Source organism: Streptomyces alboflavus (assembly GCF_000716675.1).
Lineage (GTDB): Bacteria > Actinomycetota > Actinomycetes > Streptomycetales > Streptomycetaceae > Streptomyces > Streptomyces alboflavus.
The window spans coordinates 1-16,374 of sequence record NZ_JNXT01000019.1 but is presented as its reverse complement, the minus strand read 5'-3'; the positions used below and the strand labels follow the sequence as shown (position 1 = coordinate 16,374).

Genomic DNA, 16,374 nt, shown 5'->3' with positions numbered 1-16,374 from the left:
CTTTGACACGGACGGCTGCCGTGTTCATAACGTTTCGACAGAGAATTGTGCCGACCCCGCCACACATCGCGGTCGGCTGGTCTCGCTGTGCTCACATGGGCCCCGCCTTTTGGCGGGGCTCGCTCTTTATGACCGATTTATCTGAGGCTTACACCACTCGGAACTGTTCTTTCCTACTGTTTGGAAGAGCACTGCCTGACGTGCTGGAATGCGCTGAACTGCCCAGTAGCACGGGCCTTTGGAGACGACAGCGGCACACCAGCGCGGGAGCCGCCGCCGAGAGGTTGTTGGTCGAGTGAGGCGAAGCAAGACGAGCCCCGCATCCCCGGACCGGGACACGCGGGGCAACTTCACCCCGCCGCCGCGCGCCGCGGCACCCGCCGCGGACGCGCCCGGCAACGAGCCTGGGGCCGCCTCCGGCGGTCGGATGTCGCCCAGGAACTGGCGCGTGCCGACCCGCCTGAACGCGATCCTCCTCATACCCGTGCTCGTCGGCCTGGTCATGGGCGGCTTCCAGGTGAAGGGCGCCATCGACACCTGGGACGAGGCCCGCGACGCCGAGGCCACCGCCCGCCTGGTGCGCGCTTCCCTGGACTACGGCAACCGCCTCATCGACGAGCGCGACGTCTCCGCCGCGCCGCTGCTCAAGGGCAAGAAGAACAGCCCGGCCGTCGTCAAGGCCCGCAAGGCCACCGACGCCGCGGCCGCCGCGTTCAACGACGCCGCGAAGGACATGCCGGACAAGGAGGGCCTCAAGCGCCGCCTGGACGGCTTCCGCAAGGTGGAACCGAAGCTGGCGGGCCTGCGCGAGGCCGCGTACACCAGCAAGCTCCCCGGCGTGCAGACCGAAGAGGCCTACGTCGGCATCCAGCACCCGCTGATGGAGTTCGCCAACGAGCTGGGCCTCGGCACCGGAAACATCACCTCCTACGGCCGCACCGTCTACGCGGTGTCGCTCGCCAAGGCCGCGCTCTCACTGCAGCGCTCCATCGGCACCCACCTCCTGACGAAGCCGGGTCCGACCCAGTCCGACCTGTCCAAGCAGCGCGTCGCCTTCTCCTCGTACGCGTACCTCGAAGGCATCGCCATCCAGGAGTACACGGGCGGCGGCACGCCTCAGGACGTCCGCAAGCTCGAGGACGCACGGAAGAAGCTCACCGCCCAGGGCGAGAAGCGGGCCGCGGAGGCCGCGGCCGCCGCCCGCGCCAAGGGCGAGAAGTACGTCCCGCTCCCCGGTGAGAAGGTCATCGCCCTCATCGCGGGCCTGCCCTCCACCCAGCCGAGCGCCCGCGTGGAGCTGGCGGGCAAGGGCATCACCGCCCCCGCCCTGTGGGCCACCAACACCGCCAAGTTCGACGCGTACCGCACCATCGAGGCGGACCTCGCGGACAAGGCCGTGAACGAGGCGTCCGACATCGCCGACAACGCCAAGACCGACGCCTTCATCACCGGCGCCGTCGTCGTGGTCGCGCTGCTCGCCGCCTTCATCCTGGCCGGCCTCATGGCCCGCCAGATGAGCCGCTCGATGCGCAGCCTGCGCACCGCCGCCTTCGGCATCGCCGAGCAGCGCCTGCCGATGCTCGTCGACCAGCTCTCGCGCACCGACCCGGGCCGGGTCGACACCCGCGTGCAGCCCATCCCGATCACGTCCACCGACGAGATCGGCGAGGTCGCCCGCGCCTTCGACCAGGTGCACCGCGAGGCCGTCCGGCTCGCCGCCGAGCAGGCCCTGCTGCGCGGCAACATCAACGCGATCTTCACCAACCTGTCGCGCCGCAACCAGTCCCTGATCGAGGGCCAGCTGACCCTCATCACGGACCTGGAGAACAACGAGGCCGACCCGGACCAGCTGGAGTCCCTCTTCCGCCTGGACCACCTCGCGACCCGTATGCGCCGCAACGGCGAGAACCTCCTGGTGCTCTCCGGCGAGGAGCCCGGCCGCCGCTGGGACCAGCCGGTGCCGCTGGTGGACGTGCTGCGCGCCGCCTCCTCCGAGGTGGAGCAGTACGAGCGCATCGAGCTGTCGGGCGTCCCCGAGGCCGAGATCCACGGCCTGGCCGTGACCGACCTCGTGCACCTGCTCGCCGAGCTCCTTGAGAACGCCACGGCGTTCTCCTCGCCGCAGACCAAGGTCAAGGTCACCGCGACCCGTCTCCCCGACGGCCGTGTGATGGTCGAGATCCACGACAAGGGCATCGGCCTGACCGCCGAGGACTTCGCGGACATCAACCACCGCCTGGCGAACCCGCCGACCGTGGACGCCGCGATCTCCCAGCGCATGGGCCTGTTCGTGGTCGGCCGCCTCTCCGACCGGCACGGCATCCGGGTCCAGCTGCGCCCCTCGGGCGAGCAGGCCGGCACCACCTCCCTGGTCATGCTGCCGGACAACATCACCCACGGTGGCGGTGGCGAACTGCAGGGGCAGGACTCCGAGTTCACCGTCTCCTCGATCATTCCGGAGCAGCAGGTCCCCGAGGTCGAGCCGCTGCGCACGGCCGCCGAGCTGGGCTTCGACGACAGCCGCTACCACGCCGACGGCACCGACCCGGCCGGTGCGGGGGATCAACTCGACCCCGTGGGCCGCTCGTTGATGCGTGAGGAGCGCCGCGCCGCACTCGAGGCGCAGGCCCACTCGGGCCAGGGCGCCCAGACCGGCGCCGAGCGTCCGCTGTTCCGCGACGAGGTCCAGGGCGGCCAGGAGGCGTACGAGCAGCCGTCCGGCTACGACTACCCGGACCAGCGGGGCGGGTACGAAAGCGGGACGGACGGGGCGGTGCCGCACCCGGCGTACGACGGCCAGCACGCCGCGTACGACCCCGCGGGGGCCTCCTACGACGGGCAGCAGACGCCCGGATACGACCAGGACCAGTCCGGCTACGACGCGGGACAGAGCTACGACCAGGGCGCGCAGGCGTACGACGAGTCGTACTACACGACCCAGGACGGCTATCAGGAAGCCGCCTATACGGAGTCCGGCCAGGGCGGTCACGACGCTCGTACGGGCGGTGTCCAGGAGCCGTTCGCCACGTACCCGGAGCGTTCCCACCAGGATGACTGGCCGTTGCGGGACGGATACCAGGGCGAGTACCAGGACGGCTACGCTCCCGAAGCGGAACCCGCACCGGCGACTGACGCGGGTGAGCGGGAGCGCGTAGGCTTCGACCGTCCGGGACCTGCCGCGTCCATGCCGCCGGCTCCGTCCGCCGCCCACGAGCTCACCGACGCGGGCCTTCCGCGCCGCGGCAGCGCGACGGCGAACGGCAACGGCGCCGCCCCCGCCGCGCAGCGCCCGGAGAGCCACAGCGGCGACAGCCACGACGGCGTCCTGCGGGGCGACGCCCAGCAGGACGAGCAGCAGAGCTCCGCCTTGCGTTCGTCCAACGACGACCGCTGGCAGCGCGCCGAGCAGCTGCGGGAGCCCAAGGCGGGCGGGGTCACCTCGTCCGGACTCCCGCGGCGGGTGCCCAAGGCCAACCTGGTCGAGGGCACCGCGGAGCAGACCCCGCAGGGCGGCCCCCAGGTCTCCCGCGACCCCGAGGAAGTACGGGGCAGGCTGAGCAACCTGCGCCGCGGCGTCCAGCGAGGCCGCAGCGCGGGCAGTGACACGAATGGCCAGGGCTTCAGCCCTGATAGCACCTACAACCAGGAGCGTTAGTGTGAGCCCGATGAGCCAGGCGGCGCAGAACCTGAACTGGTTGATCACCAACTTCGTGGACAACACCCCCGGGGTGTCCCACACCGTGGTGGTCTCCGCCGACGGACTCCTTCTGGCGATGTCCGAAGGCTTCCCGCGCGACCGAGCCGATCAGCTCGCGGCCGTCGCGTCGGGCCTGACCTCCCTCACGGCCGGGGCCTCCCGGATCTTCGAGGGCGGCTCTGTGACCCAGACCGTTGTGGAGATGGAGCGAGGATTTCTCTTCATCATGTCCATCTCCGACGGATCGTCCCTCGCCGTACTCGCCCACCCAGAGGCGGACATCGGTCTCATTGGGTACGAGATGGCACTTCTCGTCGACCGAGCGGGCACGGTCCTCACTCCGGACCTGCGCGCGGAGCTTCAGGGGAGCCTGCTCAACTGACAGACAGACGGTGCGTATTCGCGTCCCGGGGTCGTAAGGTTTCGGGACGCGGCTCCACAGTGATGGTGCCGGGCACAGTTTCGGAGGAGGAGTACGTGGCTGCAACACCCCCAGACGGTTCGTCTTCGGCCAACTGGCCTTCCGGCCACGGCCAGGGCCAGGGTGACGGTTCGCAGAACCGGTACAACTTCCCCTCCGCGCCCAGCCACCGCCGTCAGCCGCCGTACCGGCAGCCGGGCCCCCAGGCGCCCGGACCCAGCCCGTACGACCAGCCCTACGCACCCCGGATCCAGCCGGTGCAGCCGCAACGCCGCTCCCCGGAGCCGGCGCCCGCACCGGCCGCGTCCAACCCCCTGGTGCGCCCGTACGCCATGACGGGCGGCCGCACCAGGCCCCGCTACCAGCTCGCCATCGAGGCGCTGGTGCACACCACCGCACAACCGCATCAGCTGCAGGGACAGTTGCCTGAACACCAGCGCATCTGCAACCTGTGCCGCGAGATCAAATCGGTGGCCGAGATCTCGGCCCTGCTCTCCATCCCCCTCGGCGTTGCCCGGATCCTCGTCGCCGACCTGGCGGAGGCCGGACTTGTCGCCATCCATCAGCCCGGCGGCGACGAGACCGCCGGCGGCCAGCCAGACGTGACACTGCTCGAAAGGGTGCTCAGTGGACTTCGCAAGCTCTAGCGGCGGAGCAACAGCCCGCTCCACCACCAGCGCGAAAATCGTGGTGGCGGGCGGCTTCGGCGTGGGCAAGACCACGTTCGTCGGGGCGGTCTCTGAGATCAACCCGCTGCGCACCGAGGCCGTCATGACGTCCGCGTCCGCGGGCATCGACGACCTCACCCACACCGGGGACAAGACGACGACCACCGTCGCCATGGACTTCGGTCGCATCACCCTGGACCAGGACCTGATCCTGTACCTGTTCGGCACGCCCGGACAGGACCGTTTCTGGTTCATGTGGGACGACTTGGTCCGTGGCGCCATCGGCGCGGTCGTCCTGGTCGACACGAGGCGGCTCGCCGACTGCTTCCCCGCCGTCGACTACTTCGAGAACTCCGGTCTGCCCTTCGTCATCGCCCTCAACGGCTTCGACGGCCACCAGCCGTACACCCCCGACGAGGTCCGCGAGGCCCTGCAGATCGGCCCGGACACCCCGATCATCACCACCGACGCCCGCCACCGCGCGGACGCGAAGAGCGCGCTGATCACTCTGGTCGAGCACGCGCTGATGGCCCGCCTGCGGTAGCACCGCCGAAACCTCGCCAGGCGGGGCCCGGTTGCCGGAACTCGCCGGAACGGGCCCCGCCGGTGTGTCCGTTCGCCCACAATTCTGTGCATGAGTGCGGAGGCGGCGGCGTTACGGCTGGGCGGCACGGTGGCGACGAGGGCGGTGCGACTGTGGCTCGCCCCCAAGGAGCGCGAACAGCAGGCCCACGCGTCCATGAGCGAGCTGATCCGGGTGCGGGTGCCGGGGCTGCGGGCGCGGCGGGGCGTGGAGCGGCAGTTCGAGCAGATCGCGGACGCCGTCGCCGGACGTGTACAACCCCTCCTGGAACACGAGTTCCGCGGGCTGACGGAGAACGGCCGCGAGGCGGTCCTCGCGGCGGTCACCGACGCCTTCGTACGCGCTGATCTCTCCGACGAGGCCGTGCTCGGCTCGGACGCGGACCCGGCCGAGCTGACCCGACGGGTGCGCGCGGCGGTGCCGGTGCCGGAGGGCTTCTCGGAGGTGGAGGCACGCTTCCACGAGATCGTCCTCGCCGAGTGCTGCGACTGCTACGTCCGGGTCCTGCGCAGGCTGCCGGTGTTCACCGAGCGCGCCGTCACCGACCTCCTGGCCCGGTCGACCTCGCTCGCGGACGAGCTCCAGAAGGTCCTGGAACGCCTCCCGGCCCGCTCCCTGTACGCGCCGCAGGGCACCGGCGAGGACGAGGCGTTCCGCAACCAGTATCTGAGCCTGGTGAGCAAGTCCCTGGACGAGATCGAGCTGTTCGGCCTCGGCCCGTCCGACCGCGCGCCGCGCACCAAGCTGTCCGTGGCGTACGTCAGCCTGCGCACATCGGAGGACGGCGGGGCCCGTCGCCGGGACCGGCCGCGGCCCGCGCTGCGGTCCGGCGCCCAGGACTGGGAGCCGCGCGAGGCCGAGCGGTCCTCCAGCATGCGGGTGGAGGCGGCGCTGCGGGACGCGCCCCGGGTGCTCCTGCGCGGCGAGGCCGGTTCCGGAAAGACGACGCTCCTGCAGTGGCTCGCGGTGACGGCGGCGCGCGGCGCCTTCACCGGGGACCTCGCCGAGTGGAACGGCCTGATCCCGGTCCTGGTCAAGCTGCGGCAGTACGCGGGGAGCAGGCCGCCCGCGCCGGAGGCGATGCTGGACCGGGTGGCGGGGCCGCTGACGGGGCTGATGCCCGCCGGGTGGATGCACCGGGCGTTCGCGGACGGGCGGGTGCTGCTCCTGGTGGACGGCGTCGACGAACTGCTCGCGGGTGAGCGGCGGGGCGTGCGGGAGTGGCTGCGCGGGCTGCTGCACCAGTACCCGGACTCCCGGGTCGTCGTGACGTCCCGGCCCGCAGCGGCCCGGAGCGACTGGCTGCGCGCCGAGGAGTTCACCGCCCTGCACCTGGCGCGGATGACCCCGGCCGACCTGACCTCCTTCATCCGCCAGTGGCACCAGGCGGTGCGGGACGGCTCCGGCCTGTCGTGCGCGGAGGAGGACCTGCCGCGCTACGAACGCTCTCTGGTGACCAACCTCCAGGACCGCCCCCACCTGCAGTCCCTGGCGACGAACCCGCTGCTCGCGGCGCTGCTGTGCGCGCTGCACCTGGCGCGCAGGGGCCAGCTCCCCCGCAACCGCATGGAGCTGTACCGCATGACCCTCGAAGTCCTGGTGCAGCAGCGGGACAGCGACCGGGGCGTGCTCAGCGAGCTGCCGGTGCCGCTGACGCTGACCGACAAGCTGTGCCTGCTGCGCGACCTGGCCTGGCGTCTGTCCGACAACAGCCGCACGGAGATCGCGGTGGAGCGGGCCGCGGGCCACGTCACCGCGAAGCTCGCCGCGATGCGGCACCTGGACGGCCTCGAAGGACCGGCCGTCCTGGACCATCTGCTGCACCGCTCCGGGGTGCTCCGCTCCCCCGCCGAGGGCCGTCTGGACTTCGTGCACCGGACGTTCCAGGAGTATCTGGCGGCGTACGAGGCGGCCGTGGAGGACCGGATCGGGAATCTGGTGGGGCGGGCGCACCTGGACCTGTGGCGGGAGACGGTGGTGATGGCGGCGGGCCACGCCAACCGCACCCAGCAGGAGGAGTTGCTCGGCGGTGTCCTGGAGCGGGCCGAGCGCGAGCCCCGGCATTCGCGGGCGCTGCGGCTGGTCGCGGCCTCCTGTCAGGAGACGATGCCGTCGGTCCCCGACGCCCTCGCGGCGCGGCTCGACGAGGCCGTGGCGCGGCTGGTGCCGCCGCGGCGGCAGTCGGAGGTGGCGTCCCTGGCGGCGGTGGGGCCGCCGTTGTTGCGGCTGCTGCCCGAGACGCTTGCGGGCCTGAGCGCCACGGCCGCGGCGGCGACCGTGGCGACGGTGGCGCAGATCGGCGGGGACGGGGCGCTGGCCCATCTGGAGCGGTACGCGGGGGCCGCGGAGGTCGGAGTGGGGCAGCATCTGCTCGACTCCTGGGAGTACTTCGACGTGGCCGCGTACGCGCGCACGGTGCTGCCGAAGCTGCCCCTCGGCGAGCTGATCATGCATCTCAGCCATCCCGGGCAGTGGGCGTACGCGACCGGGCTCGACCAGATCCGCTGGGTCGCCGTGGAGTATCCGATCGCGGACCTGACCCGGATGGCCGAGCTGCCCCCGCTGCGTGCCCTGTGGCTCGCGGCCGTGCGCGGCGAGGCCGATCTGTCCCTGCTCGGCATCCACCCCGACCTGGCGATCCTGTCCCTGTCGGGGCGTGGCCGGCTGCACCGCATCGAGGTGCTGCGGGAGTTCGCCCGGCTCAGCATCCTGACGCTGCGCTTCCGGGACCTGCCCCCGCTCGCCGCCGTGCCGCTGCCGTCGAAGCTCCGGCATCTGCGCCTCGGCGAGCTGCCCGCCGACTACGACGTGGGGCCGCTCTCCGGCTACGACCGGCTCCGGCGCCTCACCCTCGCGGGCAGGGGAAGCCCGCGCGGTCTGGACGACGGCGCCCTCCTCGCCCAGCTGCGGGAGCTGGAGCTCACCGGCTACGACCTCCGCGACTGGGCGCCCCTGCGGGCGGGCGTCGCGGACCTCTCCCTGACCGTCGTGGAGTGCGTCCTTCCGCCCGGTCTTGAACCCCGCCCGGGTCTGGAGGCCTGGCGGTGCGTGACCCAGGCCGGGCGACCGCACCCCCTGAACGAGCCCTAGGGAGACGGCGCGGCCCGCAGACAAGGACGGGCCCCGTCCCCGCCCCGGGGATTCCGGGGCGGGGACGGGGCCCGTCGCTCACGTCAGGGGCGCTCAGCCCTGCCAGCTGTGCGGGGCGCGGAAGCCCGGCGTGCGCTCCAGGCGGCGCCAGCCGGCCTTGTCGCGGCCGCGGTGGGCGGGGGCCACGTCGGGCTGCGCGGCGGCGCGGGCGATCAGGATCGCGGTGAGGGCCGCGACCTCCTCGGGCTCGGCGTGGCCCTTCTCGACGCGGATGTCGGGAGTGCTCATTGCAGTGTGCTCCTTGTGGGAACTGCGGCGGACGGAAAAGGTCTGGGGTGCGCCGCTACTGCGGCGGGTTGCCGTGCTTGCGCGAGGGCAGGTCGGCGTGCTTGTTGCGGAGCATCGCGAGGGAGTTGATCAGCACGGCGCGGGTCTCGGCCGGGTCGATCACGTCGTCGACGAGTCCGCGCTCGGCGGCGTAGTACGGGTGCATCAGCTCGGCCTTGTACTCCTTGACCATGCGGGCGCGCATGGCCTCGGGGTCCTCGGCGGCGGCGATCTGACGGCGGAAGATGACGTTGGCCGCGCCCTCGGCGCCCATGACGGCGATCTCGTTGGTGGGCCAGGCGTAGGTCAGGTCGGCGCCGATGGACTGGCTGTCCATGACGATGTACGCGCCGCCGTAGGCCTTGCGAAGGATCAGGGAGATCCGGGGCACGGTCGCGTTGCAGTAGGCGTAGAGCAGCTTGGCGCCGTGGCGGATGATGCCGCCGTGCTCCTGGTCGACGCCGGGCAGGAAGCCGGGGACGTCGAGGAGCGTGACGATCGGGATGTTGAAGGCGTCGCACATCTGGACGAAGCGGGCCGCCTTCTCGGAGGCCTCGATGTCCAGGACGCCCGCGAGGGACTGCGGCTGGTTGGCGACGATGCCGACGACCTGGCCGTCGAGACGGGCCAGGGCACAGATGATGTTGCGGGCCCAGCGCTCGTGGACCTCCAAGTAGTCGCCGTCGTCGACGAGTTCCTCGATGACCTTCGCCATGTCGTACGGCCGGTTGCCGTCGGCGGGGACCAGGTCGAGCAGCACGTCGCTGCGGCGCTCGACGGGGTCGTCGGAGGGCGCCACCGGCGGGTTCTCGCGGTTGTTCTGCGGGAGCATCGCGAGCAGGTAGCGGACCTCGGCGAGGCAGGTCTCCTCGTCGTCGTACGCGAAGTGGCAGACGCCCGAGGTCTCGGCGTGCACGTCCGCGCCGCCCAGGCCGTTCTGGGAGATCTCCTCGCCGGTCACCGCGCGGACCACGTCCGGGCCGGTGATGAACATCTGCGAGGTGTCGCGGACCATGAACACGAAGTCGGTCAGGGCGGGGCTGTAGGCCGCGCCGCCCGCGCACGGGCCGAGCATCACCGAGATCTGCGGGATGACACCCGAGGCCTTGGTGTTGCGCTGGAAGATGCCGCCGTACCCGGCGAGGGCGGAGACGCCCTCCTGGATGCGGGCGCCCGCGCCGTCGTTCAGGGAGACCAGGGGCGCGCCGGCCGCGATGGCCATGTCCATGATCTTGTGGATCTTGGTGGCGTGCGCCTCGCCGAGGGCACCGCCGAAGATCCGGAAGTCGTGGGCGTACACGAAGACCGTGCGGCCCTCGACCGTGCCCCAGCCGGTGATGACACCGTCGGTGTACGGCTTCTTGGCCTCCAGGCCGAAGCCCTGGGCCCGGTGCCGCCGCAGCTGCTCGACCTCCTGGAACGACCCCTCGTCGAGGAGGAGCCCGATCCGCTCCCGCGCCGTCAGCTTGCCCTTGGCGTGCTGCGCCTCGGTCGCCTTCTCACTGGGCCCCGCCAGCGCCTGCGCACGGATCTCGGCCAACTCGGCCACTCGGCCCCGCGCGTCGGTGGGCTCCCCCGCGGAAGATCCAGCTTCGTCCAAAACGGTCATGCTCTCGACCTTACGAAGGACACGGGGGAAAACGGACCGTCGACTCTGCACAGTCTCCGGACCGTTTTCCTGGCACCCCCGAACAGAAGCGCCCGGGGGTGCAGCCGAAGTGACTGCTCAGAGGCCCATTGGGCTGTAGGGATTCCACAACCGACGCCAGTGAGACTCAAGTCACACCCAGGGCCGGGGCGGGCCGCTCCGGACGCGCCGCGCAGTCGCGGGTCACCACCCGTGACGGTCGCCGCAGGACGCCGACGGAAAGGCCCGCACGGGTGCGCGCCACCCGCGCGGCCGACAGAGGACAACGGCCCGGACCGACAGCTCGCCGAGTTGGCGGGGCCCGACAACCGGCGGGCGACCGCCGGCACCCGGCGCGAGGCGCCCCGGAGGGCCCCGCACCCCTCGGCCGCGCCCCGCTCAGACCCGGTGGATCACGATGTCGCCGGCCCCCGTGCGCGCACGCACCTGGACCGTCTCGCCGGAGTCGCCGGGGCCCTCGGAGGTGCCGAGCGCCTGCCGCACGGTGCCCACCTTGGTGCGGACATCGAGCCAGGCGGCGGTGCCCTCGCGGACGCCGATGTCGATGCGGCCGATGCCGGTCTCCAGGACGACGCCGCCGCGCACGACCTCGCCGACCTCGACGGCGCCGTTGGCCGTCCTGATGCTGACGTCGGAGAGCGCGCGGCCGACGGTGATGGTGCCGTTCGAGGCCTTCACGCGCAGGTCGCCGACGGCCTCGCCGACCTCGGTCGGGCCATTGGAGTTCTTGATGACGGCGGCGCCGCCGATCTCGCCGAGCTGGACCCCGCCGGACGCGGTGGTGACGTCGACGGGACCCTCCGCGCGGTCGACCACGACCTGGCCGTGCCCGGTGTGCAGCCGCGCCGAGCCCGCCCACTCGACCCGGACGTCCCCGGCCGAGGTCTTCACCTCGCACTCCCCGACGCGCCCGGCCGCGCCGAAGTCGGCCACGGACGTGGTGACGTCGATGTGCGAGCCCTCCGGGAGCGCGATCTCCACGTCGACGGACGAGCCCCGGCCGAACAGCGAGCGCTCCTTGGGGCCCTTCACCAGGAGCCGTCCGTTCGCGTACTCGACCAGGGTGCGCTCGGCGGCGCGCACGTCGGCCGGGCGCGACTCGGTGCTCGGCCGCACGTCGACGACGGTGTCGGCGCGGTCCGAGGCGGTGATCCGCACCGCCCCGACCTCCAGGATCACCGAGGCGTAGACGGGCTTGGCGGTGTCGAAGGTTGGCATGGGGCTGTCCTCATCCTGATCCTGACGGGTCGTCCGGTCCGCGCTCGGTCCCGTGATGCGGTCCCGGCCGGGCCGGACGGCTGGCGGGGCGGAGCCGCTAACGCGCCCATCCCGTATAGCTGTTGCCCGCGCCCAGGTGGTCGCGGGGTGTGGACCGCTGGGCCGGGGCGCCCTGCTTGAGCGCGTCGGCGACGGTGCGGACCAGCCAGGCGTTGACCGACAGGCTCTCGGCGGTGGCGGCCTCCTCGGCCTGGGCCTTGAGGTGCATCGGCAGCCGGAGGTTGATGCGGGCCGTGCCGCCCTCCTCCGGCTCGGGCACGGGGGCGGGGGCGGTGCCGGACCGGGCCGCGCGCAGGTCCATGGGCATCGCGTCGAAGCCCTCGCCCGCCGGGGCGGGCGTCACCACGAAGTCCGGGTCGCCGCCACGCAGACGCACGTCGACCGAGCCCGGGGCCAGGTCTCGGGTAATCTCGTCCATGGCCGCGGACAGCACATTCAGCATGGTGAGCCGGGTGGCCGACTCCAGCGGCGCGATCAGACGCTCGGCGATCGCGCGAGCGTCCTCACCACCGGCCTCTGCGGCGACCGCGAGCTCCTGCCGGAGTTGGTCGACATACGGCGTGAGATTCATGGCATCAGTCTGGCACCACAATGGCGCCATGACAAGTTCTTGACGCCCCAGAACTGCCATCTTCCCCGGCCCGCCATGGCGCCACGCAGACTGCCATCGACGTCCCTTATGTCCGAGCTCCGCCATTCGGCCCCGCCTCTTCACACTCGACGCGTAATCGTCTCGACACGCTCCGCTTGATGTTGAATATTGAACCGAGTAGCGTTACAGTCAATCTCGTTGAACACTCAACTACTCACGGCCGTGGCTCAGCACCCCCCGAAGGCCCGGGGCCCGGCCCGTCCCCCGAGGAGCACGTCATGGGAATCTTCAGCCGCAAGGACGACAGCGCCACCCCCGCGACCGCCGGGGCCGCCCCGGATCTGGGCGCGCTGACGGGTGACTACACGCTCGACCCTGCGCACTCGTCGATCGGCTTCGTCGCCCGGCACGCGATGGTCACCAACGTCAAGGGCTCCTTCAAGGAGTTCAGCGGTGCGCTGCACCTGGACGGCGCCGACCCGGCCGCGTCGACGGCGTCCCTCGACGTCACGATGGAGAGCATCGACACCGGCAACGCGGACCGCGACGGCCATCTGAAGAGCGCCGACTTCTTCAAGACCGACGAGTTCCCGCAGATGACCTTCCGCTCCACCAAGGCCGAGGCCCTCGGCGGCGACGACTACCGCATCACCGGCGACCTCACGATCCTCGGTACCACCAGGCCGCTGAGCATCGACCTGGAGTTCAACGGCGCCGCGAAGGACCCGTTCGGCAACGAGCGCGTCGGCTTCGAGGGCAAGGCCGAGATCCTGCGCTCCGAGTGGGGCCTGACCTGGAACGCGGCCCTGGAGACCGGCGGTGTGCTCGTCTCCGACAAGATCAAGCTCAACTTCGACATCTCGGCGATCAAGAACGCCGCGTGACACCGGACCGCCGGACGGGACGGCACGGTACCGTTCGGCGGTGTCCGAGTTCCTGTCCCAACTGCCCGCCCTCATAGGCGTGGTCATCGGTGCCATGGGGTCGTACGTCGCCGTGATGCGCGGTGAGCGCGTCCGCTTCCGGCGCGAGCGCGAGGCCCGCTGGGAAGAGCGGCGCCTCGCGGTCTACACCGAGTACGCGCGCGTGCTGAAGCAGACCGTGACGCTCACCTACCGGATCGCCGCCCACCAGGGCAACGACCCGCATCCGCACCCGCTGCCCGCCGAGGAGGCCGAGCCGCAGCTCGCCGAGGCCGCGGACGCCCGTGACCCGGCGGGCGAGGCCCTGCTGCTGCTCGGCGCGCCGCGGGTGGTGGAGCGGGCCCGGGTGTGGGTGATCGTCGTGATCGAGATGGAGCGGTTCCTGCGCACGGGCGCCCACGACGACCCGGAGGCCTGGCAGGACCTCCTCACCCGCCAGCGCACGGCCCGCGAGGGCTACTACGCCGCCGTGCGGGAGGACTTGGGGCTGCCGCCCGGCCACTCCGGCCGCTGGGAACTGCCCGGACTCAGACCGCCGACCGCCTGAGCCCGCCCACGCCTCGGCGCGCCCCCGCCGCCCTCACCCGGCCCGGCGCGCCGCCGCGGCCGACGTGTGCTCCAGGATCGCCGCCACCAGCGGGCCCTGCACGGCCGGGGGCAGCGCGTGCCCCATGCCGGGGATCTCCACCAGGCGGGCGCCTCCCACGACCTGCGCGAGGTGCTGCGGGTGCGGCGGCGGGAAGACCGGCTCGGCGGGGGCCACGGTCACCAGGACCGGGACCTCGTTCCGCGCGAGCTGCGCCGTGCGTAGCATCCCCGAGTCGTCCGCGCGGCCGTGCGCCGTCGACGCCTTGTACGTGCCCGCGTGCACGACGACGCGCCGCTCCAGGTCGCGGAAGTACCCCTCGTCGAACGGCAGTTGATCGCCCCCGAGCACCCGCCAGTGCTCCACGCGGCGGTCCAGCTCGGCCTCGAGACCCTCGTCCTCGACCGGGCGCGCCCACATCTCCAGGACCGCGGGGAAGATCGGCGGCAGCTCGGCCGCGGGCGTGGACGTGCCGTCCGGGGCGACGTACGGACGCGTGCTCAGCGCGCACGTGCCCATGAGCGTCGCGCTCAGGACGCGGTCGGGGTGGTCGGCGAGGACCAGCTGGGTCAGCATGCCACCGAGGGAGAGCCCGGCCATGTGCGCCCGGGGGATCTCCAGGGCGTCCAGGACGGCGACCGCGTCCCGCGCCAAGTCCACGACCCGGTACGGCTGTTCGTCGTACGCCGTCGTCGAGCGGCCCGTGTCGCGGTGGTCGTAGCGGATCACGTGGTGGTGCTCGGCCAGGGCGTCCACCATCTCCTCCGGCCAGCCGACGCCGGCGGCCGCGGCGCCCATGACCAGGAGCAGGGGCGGGGCGTCGGGCGCGCCGCGGCGCTCGGTCCACAGGCGCACTCCGGGGGCCGCGTCGATGTACTGCTCGGTGGCGGGGTGGTACATCGGGGCCTCCCGGAAGGGTGGTGCGGGGTCGGCGGGCGCAGGGGGCCGTCGCGCCGACCATCACATGACGATACGTATCGTCTCGTTCAATCGTTCGCACGTCAAGCCGGAAGGGCCCGCCAGCTCGGGCGTCCCGGTCGTCGACGTCGTGAACGCGCGGTCAGCCGAAGCCGTTGCGGTCCAGCCAGAAGGCGAGGAGGGCGGCGTCGCCCGTGACCTCGGTCGCGGGGGTGCCGGGCGGGCGGCGGCGGTAGAGGGTCAGGATCAGTTCGGTGAGGGGGCCGCTGACGGTGACGTCGGGCGCGCCGGGCTCGTCGTCCGTGCGGCGCCAGGCGAGCGCGTCGCCCCTGAGGTCGACCAGCCAGTCCGCCCCGGCCGCGGGGGCGGCGTCCGTCGCCCGGAAGCGCAGGGTGCTCCCCCGCCCGAGCAGCTCGCGCTTCTCCGGGAAGAACTGGAGCTGCAGCGGATGCGTGCCGAGCTCCATCCACTCGTCTACGGCGTCCACGGCCACGGCCTCGTCCAGGACGGTGAAGTCGATGCCGAGGGCGAGCGCCGCGTCGGCCCGGTGCACCAGGGACTCGTGCGCGAAGCGGCGGGCGAAGAAGCCGGACGTCTCGCCCGGCACCGGGGTCCACACCGGGGCGTCCGGGCCCGCGGCGCGCAGGGCGTCGGTGAGGCCCGCGGCGCTCTCGCGCAGCCAGGGGGCGAGGACGGCGGGGTCCTCGCCGGCGTACGCCGAGAGGTCGCGCATCTCGGTGTCCGGGGGCGGTCCCGCGGCGCGGGTGCGGATCGTCGTCTCCGCCCAGCGGTAGCCGTGGCCCAGGTGCCGGACCAGTTGGTTCACCGTCCAGCCCGGGCAGGAGGGGACGGGTGTCGACAGGTCGGCGTCCTTGAGGTGGGTGGCCAACTGGTCGGCCTGCACGGTGATCTGGTCGCAGGTGCGGGGGTGGCCGAGGCGGCCGTGACTCAGCTTCGACATGGGCCCACCGTAGGCCCGGGCACTGACACCGCCCACGGCGGAAATGAGTGGTTGTGCCACGTACCCGGCCGTTAGCCTCGGCCCCGATGAAACAGCGACAGCAGAAGAAGCTCTCCCGGCGGCTCTTCGAGGCCATCTGGCAGGACACCCCCACCGTCGTACGGACCCTGCTGCGGGCCGGAGCCGATCCGCGGCGCCCCGACAGCGACGGGATCACCCCGCTGTACGAGGCGTCCGTGAACGGCCGGGCCGGGATCGTCCGGCTGCTCCTGGCCGCCGGGGCCGCCCCCGACACCGAGAGCCTCGGCGCCCACCTCGGCGCGGACGGCACGCCGCTCTGCGCGGCCGCCTGCTGGGGGCACACCGAGACCGTACGGGCGCTGCTCGCACACGGCGCCGACCCGAACCTCCGCGAGGGCCACGGCACGGGCTGGTCCCCGCTGCGCTGGGCGCGCCAGGGGCCCCACCCCGAGACGGCGGCACTGCTCGTCGCGGCGGGCGCGAAGGATGCGACGGACGCGACGGACGCGGTGGCGGCCTAGGCAAGTCCGACGAGTCGGCGTCGCGCCACCGCGCCGACCCACCGAAGAGGCCCGCGCCGCCACGCCGGACCCACCGCCGAGGCCCGCCCCCGCACCCCCGCGCCGACCCACCGAAGAAGACCTAGAACCCACCCCCGAAG

14 protein-coding genes are annotated in these 16,374 nt (G+C 72.4%); 8 read left to right on the top strand and 6 right to left on the bottom strand.

The window, feature by feature from the left end:
- The first annotated feature begins 295 nt into the window (after positions 1 to 295).
- From OO63_RS16125 to OO63_RS16105, 5 genes are all read left to right on the top strand, one after another.
- Positions 296 to 3,655, top strand: coding sequence for a sensor histidine kinase (locus OO63_RS16125; protein ID WP_063750415.1), 3,360 nt, complete (start codon positions 296 to 298; stop codon positions 3,653 to 3,655).
- Positions 3,656 to 3,665: 10 nt separating this feature from the next.
- Positions 3,666 to 4,079 (top strand): roadblock/LC7 domain-containing protein, encoded by a 414-nt coding sequence (locus OO63_RS16120; protein ID WP_030361925.1) that lies wholly within the window; start codon positions 3,666 to 3,668, stop codon positions 4,077 to 4,079.
- 62 nt (positions 4,080 to 4,141) lie between these two features.
- The gene (locus tag OO63_RS16115; protein ID WP_051810932.1) at positions 4,142 to 4,765 is read left to right on the top strand and encodes a DUF742 domain-containing protein; all 624 of its coding nucleotides are present in this window, start codon (positions 4,142 to 4,144) and stop codon (positions 4,763 to 4,765) included.
- The gene (locus tag OO63_RS16110; protein WP_030361923.1) at positions 4,746 to 5,330 is read left to right on the top strand and encodes a GTP-binding protein; all 585 of its coding nucleotides are present in this window, start codon (positions 4,746 to 4,748) and stop codon (positions 5,328 to 5,330) included. The genes OO63_RS16115 and OO63_RS16110 overlap by 20 nt, the downstream gene beginning before the upstream one ends.
- Positions 5,331 to 5,420: 90 nt before the next feature.
- Positions 5,421 to 8,459, top strand: coding sequence for an NACHT domain-containing protein (locus OO63_RS16105; RefSeq protein WP_078619168.1), 3,039 nt, complete (start codon positions 5,421 to 5,423; stop codon positions 8,457 to 8,459).
- Positions 8,460 to 8,552: 93 nt separating this feature from the next.
- Here the strand turns inward: OO63_RS16105 and OO63_RS16100 are convergent, their stop codons facing one another.
- The 4 genes from OO63_RS16100 to OO63_RS16085 form a co-directional block, all read right to left on the bottom strand.
- A complete protein-coding gene (locus OO63_RS16100) occupies positions 8,553 to 8,747 on the bottom strand; it encodes an acyl-CoA carboxylase subunit epsilon (RefSeq protein ID WP_030361921.1) in 195 nt (64 codons plus the stop codon).
- Between the two features lie 55 nt (positions 8,748 to 8,802).
- Positions 8,803 to 10,395, bottom strand: coding sequence for an acyl-CoA carboxylase subunit beta (locus OO63_RS16095; RefSeq protein WP_030361920.1), 1,593 nt, complete (start codon positions 10,393 to 10,395; stop codon positions 8,803 to 8,805).
- A 417-nt stretch (positions 10,396 to 10,812) separates the two neighbouring features.
- Positions 10,813 to 11,652, bottom strand: a complete 840-nt coding sequence (locus tag OO63_RS16090; RefSeq protein ID WP_030361919.1) for a DUF4097 family beta strand repeat-containing protein — start codon at positions 11,650 to 11,652, stop codon at positions 10,813 to 10,815.
- Positions 11,653 to 11,749: 97 nt separating this feature from the next.
- Positions 11,750 to 12,283 (bottom strand): toxin-antitoxin system HicB family antitoxin, encoded by a 534-nt coding sequence (locus OO63_RS16085; RefSeq protein WP_030361918.1) that lies wholly within the window; start codon positions 12,281 to 12,283, stop codon positions 11,750 to 11,752.
- Positions 12,284 to 12,582: 299 nt separating this feature from the next.
- Here OO63_RS16085 and OO63_RS16080 point away from each other — a divergent pair, with 299 nt between their 5' ends.
- Positions 12,583 to 13,188 (top strand): YceI family protein, encoded by a 606-nt coding sequence (locus tag OO63_RS16080; protein ID WP_030361917.1) that lies wholly within the window; start codon positions 12,583 to 12,585, stop codon positions 13,186 to 13,188.
- A gap of 40 nt (positions 13,189 to 13,228) precedes the next feature.
- Positions 13,229 to 13,774, top strand: coding sequence for a hypothetical protein (locus OO63_RS16075; RefSeq protein ID WP_030361916.1), 546 nt, complete (start codon positions 13,229 to 13,231; stop codon positions 13,772 to 13,774).
- 33 nt (positions 13,775 to 13,807) lie between these two features.
- Here the strand turns inward: OO63_RS16075 and OO63_RS16070 are convergent, their stop codons facing one another.
- Positions 13,808 to 14,713 (bottom strand): alpha/beta fold hydrolase, encoded by a 906-nt coding sequence (locus OO63_RS16070; protein WP_030361915.1) that lies wholly within the window; start codon positions 14,711 to 14,713, stop codon positions 13,808 to 13,810.
- Positions 14,714 to 14,873: 160 nt separating this feature from the next.
- Positions 14,874 to 15,692, bottom strand: a complete 819-nt coding sequence (locus OO63_RS16065; RefSeq protein WP_030361914.1) for a maleylpyruvate isomerase N-terminal domain-containing protein — start codon at positions 15,690 to 15,692, stop codon at positions 14,874 to 14,876.
- Between the two features lie 86 nt (positions 15,693 to 15,778).
- Between OO63_RS16065 and OO63_RS16060 the strand changes: the two genes are divergently transcribed.
- A complete protein-coding gene (locus OO63_RS16060; protein WP_030361913.1) occupies positions 15,779 to 16,234 on the top strand; it encodes an ankyrin repeat domain-containing protein in 456 nt (151 codons plus the stop codon).
- The last annotated feature ends 140 nt before the right edge of the window (positions 16,235 to 16,374 follow it).